The organism is Pseudomonas sp. P4_C8, from assembly GCF_056401975.1.
The window spans coordinates 58,455-77,302 of sequence record NZ_JBFUIH010000007.1 but is presented as its reverse complement, the minus strand read 5'-3'; the positions used below and the strand labels follow the sequence as shown (position 1 = coordinate 77,302).

Sequence of the window (18,848 nt, the reverse complement as noted above, 5' to 3'; positions counted from 1 at the left end):
GGCTCAGGCCGCCACGCTGGCGGTAAACAGGTAACCGGCGCCGTGAATGGTAATGATCAACTGCGGCTCGGCCGGGTCATCATGCAACTTGCGGCGCAAGCGTCCGACCAGCACGTCGATGGAGCGATCGTTGGGCACCCATTCGCGATTGCGGATCTGGTCCATCAGTTGATCACGACTCAAGGTGTGGCCACTGTTGCGCAAAAACACGCTGAGTAACTGGTATTCGCCGTGGGTCAGCAGGGTTTCGCTGCCGGCCTGGTCGATCAGCCGTCGGCGGTCGGTGTCCAGCGCCCAAGTGGCGAATTGTTTGACCGGTTTGGCGATGGCCACTGCCGGTTGCGGCGTCTGAGCGTGACGAACCCGGCGTATCAGGTTTTTTGCCCGGGACACCAGTTCCCGCGGGTTGAGCGGTTTGATCACATAATCATCGGCGCCGCATTCAAGGCCGACGATGCGGTCGATTTCGTCGTTGCGCCCGGTGATCAGAATGATCCCGACTTCCGAACGCACCCGCAGCTCCCGGGTCAGGGTCAGGCCGTCCTTGCCCGGCAGGCGGATATCGAGCATTACCAGATCGACCGTCTGGCTCGCCAGGAAAGTTTCGGCCAGCTCCGCCGTGGCGGCGCAATGCACCTCATAACCCTCTTGGGACAAGTAGGCCTGCAGCAGTTCGCGTATCAGCGGATCGTCGTCGACGATCAATACCCGAGGAGTCATCGCATGGTGTCCCGCGTATGCCCGAAGGCGTATTTCTTATTAGAGTGTTTTGTTGCATTGGCGCCAGAGAGTATCGACAGCTGAACGACCGATCAACAACCCGTCGTCTGGACGCAAAACCGTTGGCGACCACCGGCCTGCAATCCGTCGACCCAGGCCTCGCAAATCTGGATGCCCTGCTCCGGCGTGAACGTGCCGGGGTTGAGACCCGACTCCAGCCACAAACCGTCGAGCAATGCGCTGAGGCTGATGGCGGCCAGATCGGCGTCGAAATTTTCCCAGCTTTCTTCCTGCGCCAATTCGGTCAGTACCTTGCGCAAGATGCCACGGTACTCGCCGTAGGAATGCTCGTGCGCAAGATTGATCGACTCCGCCGTGCGTACCGCGCCCCAGAACGCCAACCAGGCATCGATCAATTGCGGATCGAGCAATTCGGCGGAAAACGAGCCGCGGAAGAACGCCGACAGACGCTCGCGGGCGTTGGGTGCCGCGTGTGCCATGGCGTCGCGCAGCAAGCTCATGACGCGGCCGGTAATCGCCCGGTAGGCCTCGGCCACCAGTGCATCCTTGCCGGAATAGTGATGGCTGATCAGCCCGACCGAGACGCCCGCCTCGGCGGAAATCTTACGGATCGAGGCGCCCTGGAAGCCATGGCGCTTGAGGCACACCAGCGTCGCCTCGATCAGATTGGCCTTGCGCAACTCCGGCTCCATGCGGGAAAAACGGGCTTCCTGACTCATGCGCGACACTCTCCGTGGATCAATCGTTAGGGACGCGGTGGGTTAATCCGCGCGCTGAACGACTGTACAGCAAGAGGGTGGCAAGTCTCTAGTCGGTTGCATGGCTCTGAGACCGTGTCGCGCCCATCGCGAGCAGGCTCACTCCTACATTTGATCTGTGTAAACCGGCTATGGATGCCCGACACACAAAACCCTGTGGGAGTGAGCCTGCTCGCGATGGGGCCAGCCCACCCAGTACAGAGCCAAAGGTCAATCCCGATAACCCGGCGCCACCCGATCAAGCAGGCGCAGCATCGCAGCCCACGCCAATTGCATAGCATCCGGGTCGCTCAACTCGCCTTCGTCCAGCGGCCGGCCAGGGTCGTTGAACTGACGTTCGGTGTGTTCACAAACCTGCGCCGGCGGCAAAACCAATTCACCGGCCGCTTGCGCGGCAAGCTGGATTTCGCAGGCTTTTTCCAAGTAATACATGCGCAAAAAGGCTTGGCTGACGGTGTCACCCACGGTCAGCAAACCGTGGTTGCGCAGCATCAACACCGGTTTGTCACCGAGGTCTTGAACCAGACGCTGCTGCTCACTCATGTCCAGCGCCACGCCTTCATAGTCGTGGTAAGCAACCCGGCCATAGAACTCCATCGAGATCTGATTCACCGGCAGCAACCCGCATTTCAACGCGGCGACCGCACAACCGGATTTGGTGTGGGTGTGCAGCACGCATTGCGCGTCTTCGCGAGCACCGTGAATGGCGCTGTGAATCACAAACCCCGCCGGATTCACCGGATACGGCGATGCCTCTACAGCCCGGCCATCCAGGCCGATCTTCACCAGATTGGACGCGGTGATTTCATCAAACATCAGCCCATACGGATTGATCAGGAAGTGATGCTCAGGCCCCGGCAGGCGCACCGAGATGTGGGTGAAGATCAGATCGGTCATGCGAAAGTGCGCGATCAATCGGTAACAGGCGGCCAATTCCTCGCGCAGGCGTTGCTCGGTGGCGCTGCGCTGAGAAAACGTGGCGATCTCGTTCATTATTTTTAAGTCTCCAGGCTGATCGACTGGGCGAAACAGTAAGGCTGGACGCGCTACGACGTCCAGCCGCTTGCGATTACTTGCTGGCCCAGGCGTTGAAGCGTTCTTCAAGTTCCTCACCGTGATCAACCCAGAACGCCACGTCCATCGACAGCGCACCCTTCAGGTTTTGCGGCGCGGTGGGCACCCATTGCGCGAGTTTACTGTCCAGTTTCGCGGCAGCCTCGGTATTGGTCGGACCGTAAGGGATTTGCTCCACATACTTGACCTGTGCATCCGGCTGATTGGCGAAGGCGATAAAACGCTTGGCCTGATCGACATGTTTGGAGCCTTTGATGATCGCCCAATAATCCATGCCATACAGACTGCCCGGCCACACCAGGTCGAGATGACTACCGCTTTGCGCAGCTGCGGCCACACGTCCGCTGTAGGTGGAGGTCATCACCACATCTCCGGCCGTCAGCCATTGCGCCGGTTGCGCGCCGGCTTCCCACCACTGGATGTAGGGCTTGAGCTCGGTAAGTTTGGCGAAGGCGCGGTCGACACCCTGCGGCGTATTCAGTACGGAATACACGTCCTCGACCTTCACGCCGTCGGCCAGCAAGGCGAATTCCAGGTTGTACACCGCACGTTTACGCAGGCCGCGCTTGCCGGGGATTTTCTGTACGTCCCAGAAATCGGCCCATGACGTCGGGGCCTGCGCCAGCTTCTGCGTGTCGTAGGCAATCGCCACGCTCCACACCAGCGCCGCCGAACCGCACGCCTGCGCGGCATCGGGAATCAATTGCTCGGCACGGCCGAGTTTGGTCCAGTCCAGTTTCTCGTACATGCCTTCGTCGCACCCGCGCATAAGGTCCGGGCCTTCGATCTGCACCACGTCCCAATCGGCATTGCCGGTGTCGACCATCACTTTGATCCGAGCCATCTCGCCGTTGTATTCGCTCTGGATAAGCTTGCTGTGATCCGCGACGCTGAATGGTTGGAAGAACGCCACATCCTGAGCCTTTTGGCCGGCACCGCCGTAACCCACCACCACCATGTCCGGCGCTGCCTGAGCGCTGCCCAAGCCCATGGCCAGGGACAGCATCAAGGGATAAAAACCGTGCTTGAGCGTGTTCGATTTCATCAGTGGTTCCTCTTGCGGGTGCCATGCGACTCAATGCCGCCGTGACCCCTTTTTATTGTTGTGAGGTTCGCCCCAGGTGCAGGCGCCAAATGAATCTACTTCGAGCGCAAGTAAAAAAACAAGTTGATTTTTTACTGAAGGTAAATTTCTATAGGCAAATAATAACAACGCCGAAAACCCGGCCTTTCGGCTTCAGCCCGCCTGGAGTACCCGCACCATGCCGTCCACTTCCGCCGCCTTTGCACACCTGTTCGAACCCTTGCAGTTGCGGGGAAAACGCCTGAAAAACCGCATCATGTCCAGCGGTCACGACACGTCGATGCCCACCAACAATTTGGTCAACGAGCAATTGATCGCCTATCACTCCGCGCGAGCCGAAGGCGGTGTCGGGCTGATCGTGCTGCAAGTGGCCGGGGTGCATGACAGCGCGCGATACACCTCGCACGTGCTGATGGCCACGGACGACGCGTGCATCGAGGGTTATCGAAAAATCGCTGACAGCTGCCATGCTCACGGCACGGTAGTGCTGTCGCAGATTTTCCATCCGGGGCGGGAAATCATGGAGTCCAGCGATGGCCTGCTGGCGGTCGCGTATTCACCGTCGGCGGTGCCCAACGAGCGCTTTCGGGTGATGCCGCGTGCGCTGGATCAGACGATGATTGATGAGATCGTCACCGGTTATGGGGCCGCGGCCCGACGCCTGTATCAAGCTGGAATCGATGGTGTGGAAGTGGTCGCCAGCCATGGTTACCTGCCAGCGCAATTCATCAACCCGCGCGTTAACCGTCGCACCGATGGCTACAACGGTGAACTGGAGCAGCGTCTACGCTTTCTACGCGAAGTGATCGCCGCCGTGCGCGCCAACACCGATGAGCACTTCATCATCGGCTTGCGTATCTCCGCCGACGAGCGCGATCCAGAAGGGCTGACCGAGGACGAATCCCTGGCCGCCGTACAATCGCTGCAACCGCTGCTGGATTACGTGCACATCGTCGCGGGCACCTCGGCCTCCTTGGGTGGCGCGGTGCACATCGTGCCGCCGATGGCGATCGAAGCGGCCTACCTGGCCAAGGAAGCCGGCACGTTCAAGGCCAGCCTGTCGATTCCGCTGTTCGTCACCGGGCGCATCAACCAGCCACAGGAAGCCGAGCTGATTCTGTCGCGCGGCCAGGCAGACGTTTGCGGCATGACCCGCGCGCTGATCTGCGACCCGCAAATGCCCAACAAAACCGACACCGGCCACGTCGAAGATGTGCGGGCCTGCATCGCCTGCAATCAGGCGTGCATCGGCCACTTCCACAAAGGCTTGCCGATCTCCTGCATCCAGCATCCGGAAACCGGGCGCGAGCTGATCTTCGGACAACGGCAACCGGCGAGGCAACGTAAACGCATCATGATCGCGGGCGGTGGGCCCGCAGGCATGAAAGCCGCCGCCGTTGCCGCCCAGCGCGGACACGACGTGACCCTTTACGAAGCCAGTTCGCAACTCGGCGGCCAAGTCTTGCTCGCGCAACTCTTGCCCAAGCGTGCGGAATTCGGCGGCGCGAGCACCAACCTGCAACGCGAAATGGAACTGGCTGGCGTGCGCATCGTGCGCAACACCCGCGTCGACCGGGCACTGGTGGAACGCGAACGGCCGGACATGGTGATCGTCGCCACCGGCGCCGAACCCTACTGGCCGGCGTTCGAGCGCGGCGGTGAATTGCAGGTGGTAGACGCCTGGCAAGTGCTGCGCGACGAGGTGCCAATCGGTCGTTCGGTGATGGTGGTCGACTGGCGCTGCGACTGGATCGGCCCCGGCATCGCCGAACGTCTGGTCCGTGCCGGGCATCAAGTGCAACTAGCGGTCAACGGCACCCATTGCGGCGAAAACCTGCCGCTTTACGTGCGCGATCAACTGGCCGGCGAACTGCACAAACTCGGCATCCCGATCACCCCCTACGCCCGCCTGTATGGCTGCGACGACAACACCGTCTACCTGCAACACACCGCCAGCGGCGAACCGATGCTTTTTGAAAACATCGACACATTGGTGCTCTGCCAAGGCCATCAACCTGTCGATACCCTCGGCGCAGAGTTGCAAGGCCTGGTGGAGTTTCGACGCATCGGCGACTGCCTCGCCCCACGCACCGCCGAAGAAGCCATTTACGAGGGCTTGAAAGTCGCGTGGGAGCTTTAAGGCTGTTTATACTCCGGGGTTTTGACAGCCCCCCGGTTTGGAGCACGCCATGAGCAACAGCAGCAAGATGCAGCCTGCCACCGGCGCGCCCATACAGGACAGCGCCACTGCTGAGCCGCACTTCCTCGGCACCCGGATTCGTGGCCTGCGCAAACGCCGGGGCATGACCCTGGCCGAACTGGCGCAGATGAGCGAGTTGACGGCGGGGTACATCAGCCAGCTAGAACGCAACCTCGCCTATCCCTCCATCCCTGCCCTGTTCAACATCGCCCGGAGTCTGGGCGTGACCATTCAATGGTTCTTTGCCAGCGAAACGCAAACGGCGCCGGAAGATGACGGCATTGTCGTGCGTAAAAACAGCCGGATGAGCGTGCATTACGAAGACGGTATTGTTGATCACCTGCTGACACCGCAACCGAATCGGCAGCTGGAAATGCTGCATTCGCGGTTTCCGCCGGGGTCTTATAGCCAAGCGAGTTATAGCCATGAAGGGGAAGAGGCTGGGTATTTGCTGTCAGGGAGTTTTGAGCTGTGGGTGGGGGAACGGCATTTTTTGCTGGGTGAAGGGGATAGTTTCAGCTTTTCCAGCCAGGAACCGCATCGGTATGGGAATCCGGGGGATGTGGATGCGGTGGTGATTTGGGTGGTTACGCCGCCTACGTTTTGAGCGTTTGGCATTGGCTGCCCAATGTCAGCTCACAGACTCTTCTGTTGAGCTGAATCGTCAGTAGACAGGATGAGCGGCTGCGCTACCAGCTCCGAATCGGTATCAGCCTTCTCTTGAGGTTGGGATCTGGCGGTGACAAAAGGGGCTGCTAATCGCCGCACACCTCTTTCAATGAATGTGAGGAGGCCAAAGGTGATGAAGCCGAAGATCAGCCCGACAACCAGAATACTCAACGGGTGGATTTGCTCTGCGTCAGAGCTGTCCATCATGTAGAAAAAAGCCTGAACACCAACGGCCACACAGGCCGCTACGGCTGCTATCAGCTTCACAGACAACCAAAGCCGTTGCCATTTGTTCATTCTTCCTCCGTCATCCGGGCATTTGCTGTGTATTGCATGATAGCTAATGACGTGGATTTGCCTTGTTTTCTCAATTTGGAATGGTGCTTTGGTTCTCGCTGAGCGGGAGCGATACCGGATTGGTGGACTTTAGCGACCGTCAGTCAGTATTGCGTGCTACCCGGGCCGAGAGTTTGGCACGCGTATCCAGATAATCAGTGACGGCCTCCTCAAAGGCCTCTCGAAGCTTCCGTACTGACTCTCCATGAAAGCCAACGATATCCTTGAGGCCCGCGATGTGGCCGACAAACAGGCTGTCTTCGTCGCTGTATTCAATTCGGGCTGCATAGCCTTGGTAACTCATTACGTTCATGGGGTGACTCCTGCTTGTTCAAGGAAAGCCCGCGCATCACGAACTAGGTAGGGTTTTGCTTCTGGCGTTCCGGTTTTGCACGATTACCAGACTATCCGGGTGACTCTTGATGAAGTTGTAGGCAAAATCCGAGAGTTGCGTAAGGGGGTACGCTTGCTGTGCTTTTGAGCAGGTTGCCACCTTGTTGGCCATATATTCGGCGGGATACTCTCCAGTCGTCGCTGAACATTCAGCGATCGGGCTTGGTAACCCGTCGAGTTACGCAACAGCGCTTCCTTCACAGTTTCTGGCAGTCTTACGCCTGCGAACTTGTGTTATGGCGGCTGTGCGTGGGACGCCTTCTGGCGTGCCGGTTTCCTTGACTCCCGGTTTACCAACCTGCGCGCAGCTGCCACCCATTCGCTTGGTAACGAAAGTGGCAGCTCCTTATGTCAAGGAGTTGGACAAATGCACACTGTAAATCCGAACAAACCTGGTCTTTTCTCTCCGCGCGACTCCATGTTGCGTAATGCTCCATCGCTCGCCCTCTTCCAAAACCGCCCCCTCACTGGAGGTGGAAAATGACCGAACCTGCAGAAGCAAAAACGATCGGCTTCACCCCCATTTATTGCTCAGACAATGCAATGTTCCACGTAAGCGCGGGAGTGCCCATCAGCGTTGCATTGGCACAGGCCTCAGATTTTCTGTTCCTGGCTAAAGCGTTCACAGAAGACGCCGCTTACGAAAAAAACTCCGACCGTCATGCCTGGGCCGCGCACTATTTGACGGCAATGGGCAAAGCACTGATTGATGATGTGGTTAAGGCCGTTACGCCTAAACCCGTCAGGAAGGACAAGGCTGAAAAATAGTGGCTGCCGCCCTGAGGGAATCCACAGCATTGACGCCATTGCGTAAATGAAAGGCAATTAACCCAATCGCGCCCAAACCTCTGGTGTTGGCTTAGTCCGGCATTATGTTTGGGCCTTCTTTTTTCCGGGACATGGGCTGTTGCAGCAATTAGCCCCGCCAAAACCGTTTCGATCCTACAGTGACCTTTGCGCTCTGCTTGCCAGCCGAGGCATGCAGATCACAGACGTCCCCCGCGCCGAACGTAAGCTCAGTCAAGTGGGCTACTACCGCCTGAGCGGTTTTTGGTAGCCGCAGACAAAGAGCCATATCAATCGACCATTGAAGTCTGGCAGTCAGGCCCAACGGGATTTTGAAGAATCTGAGAAGGTTGGCGCTATCAGTCGGAGACATGGTTGAGCAATGTTGCTAACCCTCTGAGGGATTTCAGATCAGCGATTCATTGCCACCCTCAATCGCGAGGCTTGGTGCCGTATTTTCCGGTGTACGGATTTGCATTCCCTTTCGTACTGTAGTTATTGTTCCTGGTGGTATCTGGGTTTGTTGCGTGGGAAGGTCGGACATACGTTCCGTTACTTCGCGTATATCCACTGACAGTATGATCAGAACGACTCCCGGCCGAATAACTAGATTTGTACGAAGAATGTCCGCCATAACTGCTACCACGAGCGTATGCGTTCCCTGAAAGCGCTACGGCTGCTACCACAGCAGCCAAAAACAATACCTTTCTCATGCAGTCTTTCATTTCCAGATAAATAATGGCTCAACGATAGCACCTCAGAGCCTCTGGAACACCTCAGGAGCACAGCTCTGTGGAAACCGGTCTTGCTCACTTCTTGCAGGGGTAGGCAGTTTTGTATGCTAAGTAAACAAGACTGACAGCGTCTTCTTGTAGCTGCTCAGGGTGGTCTTGGAGGTACTTCAACACGATACGCATCCCTTGCCCGTTAGTAGTGCCACCGGGAAAACAAGTTTGGTACGTTGTTGGGAGTTCTTCGTTGAGGAGCCTCATGGCCTGCCGGACACCCTGTGTCAGACCCAGGCAGTAACCGGCGTCATAATAGTCATCAAGCTTTGCCCCGTCCGCGGCTTTGACGGCATTCGCACACTCCGTAATTAGCTGATTACCATCACTGCTATCTGCTGCCACGACCGTCCAGCTTGCCAATGTCCCTGCCAGTGCAACCACTCCAATCCATGCCTTCATGATGATTCTCTCGATGTGTGGTGGCACGATGTTACCGGTAGCTATGGCTGGTGTGCCATCACGCCATACGCTCAACTGAGTGCAAAACCCCGTGACTCACGCGACATCAATCTGCGCTATTCGATGCGATGCACCCTACACAGCTTCTTCAGACTACCCAGCTTGAGTACGTGCTCAGGGTGTCCGTCCAGCGTGGGCTCGATGATGTCTTCGCCTGTCTTAATCTGAGTCACTACGTTCTCTACCTGAAGTGCATTCCCACGGGCAAAGGCAAGTCGGTATTCAGCTTGATCCGTGTAGTCGATGGTCTTCCTCATGACCATCCGTTCAGGTACTGCCCACTCAGCCAGCGGCTCTGTTTCCGGTGAGTAGTAATCCACCGAGTCGTGCAACAAACGGCCTTGTTTCACCCATTTACGAAGCCGTAATGCCGATCGGATTTGAGCAATCAGGTATGCAGGCTCTGCAATCTCAACGCAGACATCAGATTTGAATTCCCTTGCCAGCTCCGGTGAGAACACTTTGCTCATGCAGAAGACGAAAATTTCACGGTCACGAACGGTTGATTCGAACGTCCCGTGAAGCTGCGATGTTTTGCCAGTTGTCGTGTTCGTCAGTTCGAGGCCACCAACCGGTTTGAAAACTCGCTTGCCTTCGTTTCGATCACCGCGAACCTGCATTTCCTCGTAGTTGCTGTAATACGACAGTGAGCGGAAGAGGACTTCGCCCTTGCCGACGAAGGCATCCAAGTATTTGGAAGGAAGGTACTTGAACAGACGGTCCACTGTTGCACCTGATATTTGGGGGGGGTGTCGCGGACGCTACTGAAACGTCAAGATGATGTCCATCCGGGCATGGTGAACAAAATCACTCCGTTGACCTAGAGCTACGCTTGCTCCGATAGTGTGGTCCCCATTAGGGGGCTTTCTGGACACCCTGTGGGTATGACAACGCCTAATTGAGTGCTGTAGCAGCAGTAAAAGAGCCAAATCAATCGACCATTGACTAGGGGGCGTTCTCAATTAGTTTTCACGCCGCGCCGGGTCTGCTGTTGTGCAGGGCAAGGCGCGAGAAGCGTGGTTTGGTCATTCCTAATAAGCTTCGAGCAACACAGCCCTGCACAGCAGCAGGCCCGCCCCTTCGGGCTGTGCCTTAAAGCGGGCCAGCCTGCGTTGCAGGCCTTGGAAAGGGAACAACCATTACCAGCGGCCTGCGCCTTGCCTGGCCCGCTTTAAGGCGACAACGCGGCGGGAAAACTAATTGAGAACGCCCCCTAGCTGATCGGCTGTGATGGTATTGAGCTGGGGGATTTGTCGAAAGATTGGGGCAACCGCTGCCATACAAACGTCAGGCGTCGAGCAATGCTGCTATCCCCTGAGGGATTTTCCAGCAAAAACCACGCGGCGCTTGTCAGCTAGCGCCAACTGTTTTTCGGGGGGGTGAATAGTAGAAATGAGTAGTAGAATCAAAAAACACACAGACACAAAAAAGCCCCGTAAATCAACTACTTACGAGGCTTTCTGAATAATGGCGGAGAGATAGGGATTCGAACCCTAGGTACCGGTGAAGGTACAACGGATTTCGAATCCGTCCCATTCGGCCACTCTGGCATCTCTCCAACGGCGCGCATMATAACAACACTTTCGCAGGAAGCGAACCCCCTAAGCGAAATTTTTCCGTGCTATCAGATGCTTGCGTCGATTAAAGCGGTACGCCCAGACGATTGGCGACTTCTTCGTAGGCTTCGATGACGTCACCGAGGCCCTGACGGAAGCGGTCCTTGTCCATTTTCTTGCCGGTGGCCTTGTCCCACAGGCGGCAGCCGTCCGGGCTGAATTCGTCGCCCAGGACGATGGAGCCGTCGTGGAATACGCCGAATTCGAGTTTGAAGTCGACCAGCAGCAGGCCGGCGTCGTCGAACAGTTTGCTCAGGACTTCGTTGACCTTGAGCGACAGTTCTTTCATGCGAACCAGTTGCTCGGCAGTGCCCCAACCGAAGGCCACGACGTGGGATTCGTTGATGAACGGGTCGCCCTTGGCGTCGTCCTTCAGGAACAGTTCGAAGGTGTAAGGATTGAGCTTCATGCCTTCTTCGACGCCCAGGCGCTTGACCAGGCTACCGGCGGCGTAGTTACGCACAACGCACTCGACCGGGATCATGTCGAGTTTTTTCACCAGGCATTCGTTGTCGCCCAGCAGTTTGTCGAACTGGGTCGGCACGCCGGCAGCTTCGAGTTTCTGCATGATGAAGGCGTTGAACTTGTTGTTCACCATGCCTTTGCGGTCAAGCTGCTCGATACGTTTGCCGTCGAACGCCGAGGTGTCGTTGCGAAACAGCAGGATCAAGCGGTTAGCGTCGTCGGTCTTGTAAACCGATTTGGCTTTGCCGCGGTAGAGTTCTTCACGTTTTTCCATGATGGGCTCCGCTTGCTAAGTAGGTGGGCTAGGCGATGTGTCGCCAGTCGAGCCCTGAATCTTGATCGGCCAGTTGCAGCCAGTCCGGATCGCACCCGAGGGTGTCGACAAAACATTGCCGGGCCAGCTGCGGCAGGTTGTTCTTGCTGCTCAGATGGGCCAGGACCAGGTGTTGCAGGCCTTGCCAGCCCAACTCGGACACCAGGAATGCCGCCTGGTGGTTGTTCAAATGTCCCAATTCACCGCCCACCCGCTGCTTCAGAAAGTACGGGTAATGACCGCGAGCCAGCATGTCACGGCAATGGTTGGACTCGATCATCAACGCATCGAGGTCCCGATAGCCATCCAGCACCTTGTTGCAATACGAGCCCAGGTCGGTCAACAGGCCGAAGCGCCGCTCACCGTCGCTGAAGACGTATTGCGTCGGCTCCTGTGCATCATGGGCCACGGCAATGACACCGATGCTCAGAGCGCCGATCTGCAGTTGCTCGCCGCCGGCCAACAGGCCAGCCGGTTCAATCGGTTTGCGCATCCCGCGCAGGGTCCCGCGACTGAGGTACACAGGCAGATTGTAGCGCCGAGACAGCAAACCCACGCCATGCACGTGGTCGGCATGTTCGTGGGTCACGAGTATCGCGCTCAGCTGCGCAGGGTTTACACCCAGGCGCAGCAGGCGTTTTTCGGTTTCTCGCAGGGAGAAACCACAATCCACCAGCACATACGTATCATCGCTGGCTATCAGCGTGCCGTTCCCTTGGCTACCGCTGCCGAGAACGGCAAAACGCATGTGATCAGCCCAGTTTGTCCTGAATCTCGCTCAACACTTTGCGCGCCACGTCTGCCGGTGCAACGGTGTTGATGTTCTTCTCGACGGTGACCTGGACGTTTTCGCCGACCTTGCTCAGGCGAACCTGATAACGCTCGGCACGGGCTTCCACTTCTTCCTTGCTCGGCGCGGTGCCGAACAGGCTGCTTAAGAAACCAGGCTTATCGTCTTTATTCTCGGCTTTTTCAGACAAGTTGATGTAGTACAGGCCCAGGCTGCGGTTGATGTCTTCAACGCGCCATTCGCCCTGTTCCAGCGCACGACCGACGCTCGACCAGGCACGATCCAGGTCGGTGCCGACGTTCAGAACCGGGTTGCCGCTACCGTCTTCGCTCAGGCTGACACGACTTGGTGTATCGAAATCACGCGAAGCCAGCATGGAGACCGAACCGCCCTTCTCCGAAATGCGGCTCATGCTCGCGAGCATGTCGTTGGTCAGTGCCGCGTCCAGGCCGGTGTTGAGCGAACGGTTGGTGAACTCCACGTCGGCAGTGCTGCCGGCAGGACGTTCGGCGCTGACCACATAGATTTCACTGGTGTTGCGCTGCACGCCCGGCTCGACACGTACCCGCACGCGGGTTTGGCTGTCGGTGCTCACGCCGGCTGCGCTCAGGCGCTTGGCCATTGCGGCGGACAGTTCGTCGGAATGTTGCCAGGTGGTGGTGAATTCACCGGTTTGCGGACGCTGTTCATCCAGACGGAAACCGTTGTCCTGGAAGAACTGCACAGCCACTGGCCAGATTTCGGCCGGTGGGTTTTGCGCCAGGATCGAGCGCGAATCGCCGACTTTCTGCAGGGAGTAAGGACTGGCATCGACCGACGCCGACAACGGCTGTGGACGAGGAACGACGTATTCGCCCTTGGCGGTGTCATCAGCCACGTTACGCGGGATCGGCAGCAGCGGGTCCAGACGTTTGGCGTCTGTGATATTCGCTGGCAATTGCATCGGTGGAGTCTGTTGCGCTTCCAGGTAATCGCTACCACGGTCACGGAAATAACCTTCCGGGCCCCAGACCCATCCACAGCCACTTGTGCTGGAGATAATCAAGGCAAGTGCGGAAAGTCCGGCCATTCGCTTCATGCGTTGTACTTCCTCAATTAAACCAGTACGCCGGACTGGCGCATGGCCTGCCGCAGCGGTTCGTGACAGGCAGCACTGAGCCAGGTGAGCGGCAGACGGATACCGTCCGGCATCAAGCCCATTTCATGCAGAGCCCATTTCACGGGAATAGGGTTGGATTCGATAAACAGGGTTTTATTGAGTGGCATCAGCTTTTCGTGAATCGCGCGAGCGGTCACGGCGTCGCCTTTCAGGGCAGCGTTGCACAGGTCGCTCATGTCGCGCGGCGCAACGTTGGCGGTGACCGAGATGTTGCCTTTGCCGCCAAGCAGGATCAGCTCGACTGCGGTGGCGTCGTCACCGGATAGCACCACGAAATCTTTACTCACACCATCAATGATGGCCTTGGCACGGCTCAGGTCGCCGGTGGCTTCCTTGATGCCGATGATGTTTTTCACGGTCGACAGGCGGATCACGGTTTCGGTCAGCATGTCGCACGCTGTACGGCCGGGCACGTTGTAGAGAATTTGCGGGATATCGACAGCTTCGGCGATGGCCTTGAAGTGCTGGTACAGGCCTTCCTGGGTCGGCTTGTTGTAATACGGAGTCACCAGCAGGCAAGCGTCGGCACCGGCGTTCTTCGCATTGGTGGTCAGCTCGATAGCTTCGCGAGTCGAGTTCGCGCCAGTCCCGGCGATCACCGGAATGCGCCCTGCAACCTGCTTGACCACGTAACGAATCACTTCGATGTGCTCGTTCACGTCGAGGGTGGCCGATTCACCTGTAGTGCCGACCGCCACAATGGCGTGGGTGCCGTTTTGCAGGTGAAAGTCCACCAGTTTGCTCAGGCTGTCCCAGTCGAGATTACCTTGTGCATCCATGGGTGTGACCAGTGCCACCATACTGCCCGCAATCATGCAACCGCTCCTGCCGGAAAAAGAGAGCCGTAATGGTACTGGCGCCAAGATGCTTGTACAAGCGAAGTACTGCGCTGCCGCCATTCCCCTTGGCGCTGCTTTTCGCTACCCTTCAGACTTTGATCGGTACTGATAAGCTCGTACGCCAGTTTCCAGCCTCCATTTACGGCATCACAAGCCCCGATCCAGCGTTGCCACCCCTCGCTCCTGCCTCACTGGAGCATGTTGCAACCTTGTGGCTCGGGTTTTCTGAATTCGCATCCGCAGGCTCGTTCCCGGAAAAAAGCCTTTTGACGTATCGACCGCTCATCGCTTTAGGAATGCTGCATGTCCACCCCCACAGTTCGCGAACAATTCCTTGTCATCAGTGCCCTCGGCGCCAACCCCATGGAGCTGACTAACGTCCTGTGCCGCGCCAGCCATGAAAATCGCTGCGCCGTGGTCACTTCCCGCCTGACCCGTCATGGCGAGTGCAGTGCGTTGATCCTCGAGATTTCCGGCAGCTGGGACGCCCTGGCGCGCCTGGAAGGCAGCCTGCCGAGCCTCTCCAAAAAGCATGCATTCACCGTCAACGTGGTGCGTAGCGCGGCGCTGGAGAATCGTCCTCAGGCGCTGCCTTACGTGGCTTATGTCAGTTCGGCCTATCGCTCGGACATCATCAATGAACTGTGCCAGTTCTTCATGGACCACAACGTCGAACTGGAAAACCTGACCTGCGACACGTATCAGGCGCCACAGACAGGCGGCACCATGCTCAACGCCACGTTTACCGTGACCTTGCCGGCCGGCGTGCAAATCAGCTGGCTGCGCGATCAGTTCCTGGATTTCGCCGACGCGCTGAACCTGGATGCCCTGATCGAACCGTGGCGCCCACAAAACCCAATGTAAGGAAGCTTTCATGGCCGTTGCCATCGACCAACCGGTCGCCGACTTCGAAGCACCCGCCACCAATGGACAGACCATCAGCCTCGCGGGCCTTAAAGGCAAGCAGGTGGTGATTTACTTCTACCCGAAGGACAGCACGCCAGGCTGCACCACTGAAGGCCAGGGCTTTCGCGATCAGCTAGAGGCTTTTAAAGCGGCCAACACCGAAGTGTTCGGCGTATCCCGTGACAGCCTCAAGTCCCATGAGAACTTCAAGGCCAAGCAGGCGTTCACCTTTGAGCTGATCAGCGACAAGGAAGAAGCGCTTTGCCAACTGTTTGATGTGATCAAGCTGAAAAAGCTGTATGGCAAAGAATACATGGGCGTTGATCGCAGCACATTCCTGATCGACAAGAACGGTGTGTTGCGTCAGGAATGGCGTGGCGTGAAGGTGCCGGGGCATGTGGATGCGGTATTGGCGGCTGCTCAGGCGTTAAACAAAGTCTGATCTCTTCGGCGCCTGTTCGGACGCCTTCCCGAGCAGGCTCGGTCCCACCTTGGTTTTGTGTTCACCACAAATCATCTGTGGGAGCGAGCCTGCTCGCGAAGAGGCCCTTTGCCTCACCTCATTTTCCAGAATGATGCTTAAAGCAGCGGCGCGACTTCCGGCTCCTTGCGCGGCCAAGCATCCAGCACGGCCTTGAACAGCGTCGCCAGCGGAATCGCAAAGAACACCCCCCAAAACCCCCACAACCCGCCAAACAACAGCACCGCACAAATAATCGCGACCGGGTGCAGGTTGACCGCCTCCGAGAACAGCAATGGCACTAGCACGTTGCCGTCCAGCACTTGAATAATCCCGTAGACCGCCATCAAGTAGATGAACTGATCGCTCCAGCCCCATTGGAACAGCGCAATCAGCATGACCGGCACGGTCACCACCACGGTGCCGACGTACGGCACCACCACCGACACGCCCACCAACAAGGCCAGCAGCGCCGCGTAGTTAAGCCCCAGAACGACGAAGCCGATATAGGTCACACCTCCGCAGATGAAAATCTCGATGACCTTGCCGCGAATGTAATTGGCGATCTGCCGGTTCATTTCGTGAGCGACTCGGGTGATCAGTGCCCGCTCACGGGGCAGGTAACCGCGTACCCACAGGCCGATCATTTCCCGATCTTTCAGAAAGAAGAACACCAGGATCGGCACCAGAACGAGGTAGATCATGATGTTCACCAGCAGCGGCAGACTCGACAACGAGAACGTCAGCGCCCACTGCCCGAACTTGCCGATTTCGCCGCGCGCCACTTCGATGAACTGCAATACCTGTTCATCAGACACCATATGCGGATAGCGCTCGGGCAACAGCAATAACAACGACTGCCATTTTGCGAGCATGCCGGGCAACTCGTTGAACAGCGTAAGCAATTGATGCCAGAGCAACGGCACCACGACAATCAAGAAGACCAGCAGCGCGCCCATGAACAGCGCGAAGACCAGCCCCACCGCCACGCCACCGGGCATGCGCAGGCGTTCGAGGGTGGCCACCAGGCCCTGCATGAGATACGCCAGCACCATCCCGGCCAATACCGGCGCAAGCATGCCGCCCAAGGTGAGTACGGCGGTGAATGCCAGAATCAGCAACACAGCCAGTACCACGGCTTCTTCATCGGAAAAGTAGCGCTGAATCCAGTCGCGTAACACTTTGAACATCAATATTCCTTAGAAACGAACGCAGCAGGTTTCAGGCTTTTTTTAACCAGTAGCGGTAAACACCCGCCTCATCTTCTTCACGAAGCAGCGTATGACCGGCCAATCGGGCAAAGGTGCGGAAATCGCGCTGAGAACCGGCATCCGTGGCGATCACCTTGAGCACCGCGCCACTGGCCAGGCGATTGAGTTCCAGCTTGGCCTTGAGCAACGGCAACGGACAATTCAGGCCGCTGGCGTCCAGTTCGGCGTCATGGGCTACAGCGTCGGTCATTACTTCTCTCCGGGCACGTGGTTGAGAGGCTTAGAATATCTGGTCGCAAGCCCAGTGTCCGGCTACAGTAAGGACTTTGTCGACTAAGGCTTTGTGCATGACTTTTTTGCGCCCTACCCTGCTGACGCTCGCTTGCCTGCTTGCCTCACCTGGCTTTGCCGACGACCTGCCGTCACTTGGCGACGCCAGTTCTGCCATCGTCTCGCCGCAACAGGAATACCAGTTGGGCCGTGCCTGGCTGGCACTGTTGCGCAGCCAGGTTGCGCAACTCAACGATCCACAACTCAAGGATTACGTCGAATCCAGCGTTTACCGATTGGTGGAAACCAGCCAGGTGAGTGACCGGCGACTGGAATTCATCCTGATCAACAGCCCGCAACTCAACGCCTTTGCGGCGCCGGGCGGGATTGTCGGGGTCAACGGCGGCTTGTTCCTCAATGCGCAGACCGAGGGCGAATACGCGTCGGTGCTGGCTCACGAACTGGCTCACTTGTCGCAACGCCACTTTGCCCGTGGCATTGAAGCCCAGCAGCGCATGCAAGTACCGATGATGGCCGCCCTGTTGACCGGGATCGTGATTGCGGCAGCCGGTGGCGGCAATGCCGGGATTGCGGCCATTGCGGGTACTCAAGCGGCGGCCATTCAGGAGCAACGGCGTTTCTCGCGTCAGAACGAACAGGAAGCCGACCGCATCGGCATTGTAAATATGGAAAAAGCCGGTTACGACCCACGCTCGATGCCGAGCATGTTCGAGCGCTTGGCGCGCCAGTACCGCTTCGACGCCAAACCGCCGGAATTTTTGATGACTCACCCGGTTACCGAGTCGCGGATCGCCGACACCCGCAACCGCGCCGAACAGGCCCCACCGGGTGGCATCGAAGACACCATGCGTTATCAGCTGATTCGTGCACGAGTCCAGTTGTTCTATGAAGAAACCCCCGGCCTGGGCGCCAAGCGCTTCCGTGCCTTGCTTGATGAAAACCCGAAAAATGATGTCGCACGCTATGGTTTGGCGATTGCCCAAATCAAGGGAGGCCGGTTGAATGAGGCTCGGGAGAACCTCAAGCTGCTGTTGGCAAAATCGCCGAACGAGATCATCTATAACCTGGCGCAGATCGATCTGGACATGACCAACAATCGTCTGCCGGATGCTCAATCTCGCGTCGACCGGATGCTTACTCAGTACCCCGGTAACTATCCGCTCAATCAGATACGTGTCGATTTGCTGCTGAAACAGGACCGCACCGCCGATGCTGAAAAGGCACTGGAAGGTCTGCTCAAGTCGCGTCCTGACGATCCCGACGTGTGGTATCAGGTGGCCGAGACTCGCGGCCTGTCGGGCAACATCATCGGCTTGCATCAGGCTCGCGCGGAGTACTTTGCGTTGGTCGGCGACTTTCGCCAGGCCATCCAGCAACTGGATTTCGCCAAACGTAAGGCCGGCAGCAACTTCCCTCTGTCTTCGCGCATCGATGCACGTCAACGTGAGCTGATGGAACAGGAGCGCATGATCAAGGACATGATGGGCTGACTTTCAGCTTCAAAAGCCGG

The 18,848-nt window shown here is 57.7% G+C and carries 19 protein-coding genes, 1 tRNA gene and 1 pseudogene; 6 read left to right on the top strand and 15 right to left on the bottom strand.

Annotation, left to right across the window (positions count from 1 at the left end):
* Positions 1-3: 3 nt before the first annotated feature.
* The 4 genes from AC1DWM_RS06420 to AC1DWM_RS06405 all read right to left on the bottom strand — a co-directional run bounded on the left by AC1DWM_RS06420 (position 4) and on the right by AC1DWM_RS06405 (position 3,618).
* A complete protein-coding gene (locus AC1DWM_RS06420) occupies positions 4-720 on the bottom strand; it encodes a response regulator (RefSeq protein ID WP_477794842.1) in 717 nt (238 codons plus the stop codon).
* A gap of 92 nt (positions 721-812) precedes the next feature.
* Positions 813-1,460, bottom strand: a complete 648-nt coding sequence (locus AC1DWM_RS06415; protein ID WP_477794841.1) for a TetR family transcriptional regulator C-terminal domain-containing protein — start codon at positions 1,458-1,460, stop codon at positions 813-815.
* 249 nt (positions 1,461-1,709) lie between these two features.
* Complete coding sequence (locus AC1DWM_RS06410; RefSeq protein WP_477794840.1) at positions 1,710-2,492, bottom strand: class II aldolase/adducin family protein; 783 nt, start codon at positions 2,490-2,492, stop codon at positions 1,710-1,712.
* A gap of 76 nt (positions 2,493-2,568) precedes the next feature.
* On the bottom strand, positions 2,569-3,618 hold the full coding sequence (locus AC1DWM_RS06405) for an ABC transporter substrate-binding protein (protein WP_223511367.1): 1,050 nt from the start codon (positions 3,616-3,618) through the stop codon (positions 2,569-2,571).
* 217 nt (positions 3,619-3,835) lie between these two features.
* On the opposite strand from AC1DWM_RS06405, the gene AC1DWM_RS06400 reads away from it, so the two are divergent.
* Both AC1DWM_RS06400 and AC1DWM_RS06395 read left to right on the top strand, forming a co-directional pair.
* The gene (locus AC1DWM_RS06400) at positions 3,836-5,797 is read left to right on the top strand and encodes an oxidoreductase (protein ID WP_477794839.1); all 1,962 of its coding nucleotides are present in this window, start codon (positions 3,836-3,838) and stop codon (positions 5,795-5,797) included.
* Between the two features lie 67 nt (positions 5,798-5,864).
* Positions 5,865-6,464, top strand: a complete 600-nt coding sequence (locus tag AC1DWM_RS06395; RefSeq protein WP_477794870.1) for a cupin domain-containing protein — start codon at positions 5,865-5,867, stop codon at positions 6,462-6,464.
* A gap of 29 nt (positions 6,465-6,493) precedes the next feature.
* On the opposite strand, the gene AC1DWM_RS06390 is transcribed toward AC1DWM_RS06395, so the two are convergent.
* Together AC1DWM_RS06390 and AC1DWM_RS06385 are read right to left on the bottom strand one after the other, a co-directional pair.
* The gene (locus AC1DWM_RS06390) at positions 6,494-6,823 is read right to left on the bottom strand and encodes a hypothetical protein (protein ID WP_477794838.1); all 330 of its coding nucleotides are present in this window, start codon (positions 6,821-6,823) and stop codon (positions 6,494-6,496) included.
* Positions 6,824-6,992: 169 nt separating this feature from the next.
* Positions 6,993-7,175 (bottom strand): annotated as a pseudogene (locus AC1DWM_RS06385) (toxin-antitoxin system HicB family antitoxin); the annotation flags it as partial.
* 560 nt (positions 7,176-7,735) lie between these two features.
* Between AC1DWM_RS06385 and AC1DWM_RS06380 the strand changes: the two are divergent.
* A complete protein-coding gene (locus tag AC1DWM_RS06380) occupies positions 7,736-8,023 on the top strand; it encodes a DUF3077 domain-containing protein (protein ID WP_477794837.1) in 288 nt (95 codons plus the stop codon).
* Positions 8,024-8,850: 827 nt separating this feature from the next.
* On the opposite strand, the gene AC1DWM_RS06375 is transcribed toward AC1DWM_RS06380, so the two are convergent.
* The 7 genes from AC1DWM_RS06375 to dapA form a co-directional block, all read right to left on the bottom strand.
* Complete coding sequence (locus AC1DWM_RS06375; protein ID WP_477794836.1) at positions 8,851-9,228, bottom strand: Rap1a/Tai family immunity protein; 378 nt, start codon at positions 9,226-9,228, stop codon at positions 8,851-8,853.
* A gap of 116 nt (positions 9,229-9,344) precedes the next feature.
* Positions 9,345-10,013, bottom strand: coding sequence for a hypothetical protein (locus AC1DWM_RS06370; RefSeq protein ID WP_477794835.1), 669 nt, complete (start codon positions 10,011-10,013; stop codon positions 9,345-9,347).
* A gap of 743 nt (positions 10,014-10,756) precedes the next feature.
* Positions 10,757-10,846: transfer RNA gene (locus AC1DWM_RS06365), tRNA-Ser, on the bottom strand.
* Between the two features lie 83 nt (positions 10,847-10,929).
* On the bottom strand, positions 10,930-11,643 hold the full coding sequence (gene purC / locus AC1DWM_RS06360; protein ID WP_007944067.1) for a phosphoribosylaminoimidazolesuccinocarboxamide synthase: 714 nt from the start codon (positions 11,641-11,643) through the stop codon (positions 10,930-10,932).
* A gap of 28 nt (positions 11,644-11,671) precedes the next feature.
* Positions 11,672-12,430: an MBL fold metallo-hydrolase gene (locus AC1DWM_RS06355; RefSeq protein WP_223511337.1), complete on the bottom strand. Its 759-nt coding sequence runs from the start codon at positions 12,428-12,430 to the stop codon at positions 11,672-11,674.
* Positions 12,431-12,434: 4 nt separating this feature from the next.
* A complete protein-coding gene (bamC, locus tag AC1DWM_RS06350; protein ID WP_223511336.1) occupies positions 12,435-13,550 on the bottom strand; it encodes an outer membrane protein assembly factor BamC in 1,116 nt (371 codons plus the stop codon).
* Between the two features lie 17 nt (positions 13,551-13,567).
* The gene (dapA, locus tag AC1DWM_RS06345) at positions 13,568-14,446 is read right to left on the bottom strand and encodes a 4-hydroxy-tetrahydrodipicolinate synthase (protein WP_223511335.1); all 879 of its coding nucleotides are present in this window, start codon (positions 14,444-14,446) and stop codon (positions 13,568-13,570) included.
* Positions 14,447-14,773: 327 nt separating this feature from the next.
* On the opposite strand from dapA, the gene AC1DWM_RS06340 reads away from it, so the two are divergent.
* Positions 14,774-15,334, top strand: a complete 561-nt coding sequence (locus AC1DWM_RS06340; protein WP_027925530.1) for a glycine cleavage system transcriptional repressor — start codon at positions 14,774-14,776, stop codon at positions 15,332-15,334.
* Between the two features lie 10 nt (positions 15,335-15,344).
* The gene (locus tag AC1DWM_RS06335; protein WP_477794834.1) at positions 15,345-15,818 is read left to right on the top strand and encodes a peroxiredoxin; all 474 of its coding nucleotides are present in this window, start codon (positions 15,345-15,347) and stop codon (positions 15,816-15,818) included.
* 137 nt (positions 15,819-15,955) lie between these two features.
* Here the strand turns inward: AC1DWM_RS06335 and AC1DWM_RS06330 are convergent, their stop codons facing one another.
* Positions 15,956-17,026: an AI-2E family transporter gene (locus tag AC1DWM_RS06330; protein ID WP_223511333.1), complete on the bottom strand. Its 1,071-nt coding sequence runs from the start codon at positions 17,024-17,026 to the stop codon at positions 15,956-15,958.
* Between the two features lie 31 nt (positions 17,027-17,057).
* The gene (locus AC1DWM_RS06325; protein WP_020300476.1) at positions 17,058-17,297 is read right to left on the bottom strand and encodes a sulfurtransferase TusA family protein; all 240 of its coding nucleotides are present in this window, start codon (positions 17,295-17,297) and stop codon (positions 17,058-17,060) included.
* A 97-nt stretch (positions 17,298-17,394) separates the two neighbouring features.
* Between AC1DWM_RS06325 and AC1DWM_RS06320 the strand changes: the two genes are divergently transcribed.
* Positions 17,395-18,828, top strand: coding sequence for a M48 family metalloprotease (locus AC1DWM_RS06320; RefSeq protein WP_223511332.1), 1,434 nt, complete (start codon positions 17,395-17,397; stop codon positions 18,826-18,828).
* Positions 18,829-18,848: the final 20 nt, after the last annotated feature.

Excerpts from the sequence above, each read along its gene's own strand:
- AC1DWM_RS06415 (WP_477794841.1), bottom strand. The coding sequence starts at position 1,460 with ATGAGTCAGGAAGCCCGTTTTTCCCGCATGGAGCCGGAGTTGCGCAAG.
- AC1DWM_RS06395 (WP_477794870.1), top strand. The coding sequence starts at position 5,865 with ATGCAGCCTGCCACCGGCGCGCCCATACAGGACAGCGCCACTGCTGAG.
- bamC (WP_223511336.1), bottom strand. The coding sequence starts at position 13,550 with ATGAAGCGAATGGCCGGACTTTCCGCACTTGCCTTGATTATCTCCAGC.
- AC1DWM_RS06355 (WP_223511337.1), bottom strand. The coding sequence starts at position 12,430 with ATGCGTTTTGCCGTTCTCGGCAGCGGTAGCCAAGGGAACGGCACGCTG.
- AC1DWM_RS06375 (WP_477794836.1), bottom strand. The coding sequence starts at position 9,228 with ATGAAGGCATGGATTGGAGTGGTTGCACTGGCAGGGACATTGGCAAGC.
- AC1DWM_RS06405 (WP_223511367.1), bottom strand. The coding sequence starts at position 3,618 with ATGAAATCGAACACGCTCAAGCACGGTTTTTATCCCTTGATGCTGTCC.
- purC (WP_007944067.1), bottom strand. The coding sequence starts at position 11,643 with ATGGAAAAACGTGAAGAACTCTACCGCGGCAAAGCCAAATCGGTTTAC.
- AC1DWM_RS06390 (WP_477794838.1), bottom strand. The coding sequence starts at position 6,823 with ATGAACAAATGGCAACGGCTTTGGTTGTCTGTGAAGCTGATAGCAGCC.
- AC1DWM_RS06410 (WP_477794840.1), bottom strand. The coding sequence starts at position 2,492 with ATGAACGAGATCGCCACGTTTTCTCAGCGCAGCGCCACCGAGCAACGC.
- AC1DWM_RS06420 (WP_477794842.1), bottom strand. The coding sequence starts at position 720 with ATGACTCCTCGGGTATTGATCGTCGACGACGATCCGCTGATACGCGAA.
- AC1DWM_RS06400 (WP_477794839.1), top strand. The coding sequence starts at position 3,836 with ATGCCGTCCACTTCCGCCGCCTTTGCACACCTGTTCGAACCCTTGCAG.
- AC1DWM_RS06320 (WP_223511332.1), top strand. The coding sequence starts at position 17,395 with ATGACTTTTTTGCGCCCTACCCTGCTGACGCTCGCTTGCCTGCTTGCC.
- AC1DWM_RS06340 (WP_027925530.1), top strand. The coding sequence starts at position 14,774 with ATGTCCACCCCCACAGTTCGCGAACAATTCCTTGTCATCAGTGCCCTC.
- AC1DWM_RS06380 (WP_477794837.1), top strand. The coding sequence starts at position 7,736 with ATGACCGAACCTGCAGAAGCAAAAACGATCGGCTTCACCCCCATTTAT.
- AC1DWM_RS06325 (WP_020300476.1), bottom strand. The coding sequence starts at position 17,297 with ATGACCGACGCTGTAGCCCATGACGCCGAACTGGACGCCAGCGGCCTG.
- AC1DWM_RS06335 (WP_477794834.1), top strand. The coding sequence starts at position 15,345 with ATGGCCGTTGCCATCGACCAACCGGTCGCCGACTTCGAAGCACCCGCC.
- dapA (WP_223511335.1), bottom strand. The coding sequence starts at position 14,446 with ATGATTGCGGGCAGTATGGTGGCACTGGTCACACCCATGGATGCACAA.
- AC1DWM_RS06330 (WP_223511333.1), bottom strand. The coding sequence starts at position 17,026 with ATGTTCAAAGTGTTACGCGACTGGATTCAGCGCTACTTTTCCGATGAA.